The organism is Mesorhizobium sp. M7A.F.Ca.ET.027.02.1.1 (assembly GCF_004022985.1).
In the GTDB taxonomy this organism is placed as follows: Bacteria; Pseudomonadota; Alphaproteobacteria; order Rhizobiales; family Rhizobiaceae; genus Mesorhizobium.
Genome location: NZ_RZOL01000844.1, coordinates 1 through 850, shown reverse-complemented (window position 1 = coordinate 850; position 850 = coordinate 1). Strand labels below are relative to the sequence as shown.

The 850-nt window shown below is 58.8% G+C and carries 1 protein-coding gene; it reads left to right on the top strand.

Annotated features, from left to right (window positions below; all coding sequences use genetic code 11):
* Positions 1-66: 66 nt before the first annotated feature.
* Positions 67-850: UvrD-helicase domain-containing protein (locus EN749_RS36550; RefSeq protein WP_245491594.1), on the top strand; the 784-nt coding region annotated here is incomplete at its 3' end.

Here is an 850-nt window from a genome sequence, read left to right as displayed (position 1 = left end):
CTGCTCGAGCGAGCCAAGACCCTGCACGACAAGCAGCGCGCGAAGCTCTATGCGCGCGTCGTGTGGATGATCACGAAGGGCTATTCGCAAAAACTCGAAGAATCCCGGCGGATCGACTTCGATTCAATGATCGCCGACGCGGTCCGGCTGGTCGAGACCGGGCAATATCAGAGTCCCTATTCCCTGATCCTCGTCGACGAGTTTCAGGACATTTCCGAGCCGCGCGCCAACCTCATCAAGGCGCTCAAGCAGCAGAAGGCGTTCAGCAAAGTGTTCGCAGTCGGAGACGACTGGCAGTCGATCTATCGCTTTGCCGGATCGGACATCACGATCTTCACGCAGTTCGAGGCCAAATTCGGGGCAAGCTGGCAGGGACGCCTGGAACAGACCTATCGCTGCAATCAGCTCATTGCCGAGACGGCCGCGACATTCGTCCAGCGTAATCCCGAACAGATCACGAAATCGGTTCGTTCGACACGGCCTGCCATTCCGCGGTCGATTCGGGTCATTCCCATTGATGACGAACGCGGCAGGCCCGAATTCGCCCAGGCTTGCCATCGTCTTCTCGAACGGCTCGACATCGCCCTGGGGAGCATCGCCGGGCAGTGGCGCAGCGAACCAGACGCCAAACTGAAAGTGCTGGTTCTATGGCGGTACAATCTGCTCGATCCGTTCGGCGGGATCCCACCCTCCTTCGCCAATATCGAGGTTTCGGGCCAGTCCTTTCACCGGGCCAAAGGGCTTGAGGCGGACTACACGGTTCTGCTTGATGTGAGTGAAGGCGATTATGGCGTGCCGAGCCGCATCGAGGACGATGAACTGCTTAACCTGGTCATTCCCCAGCCTGAAA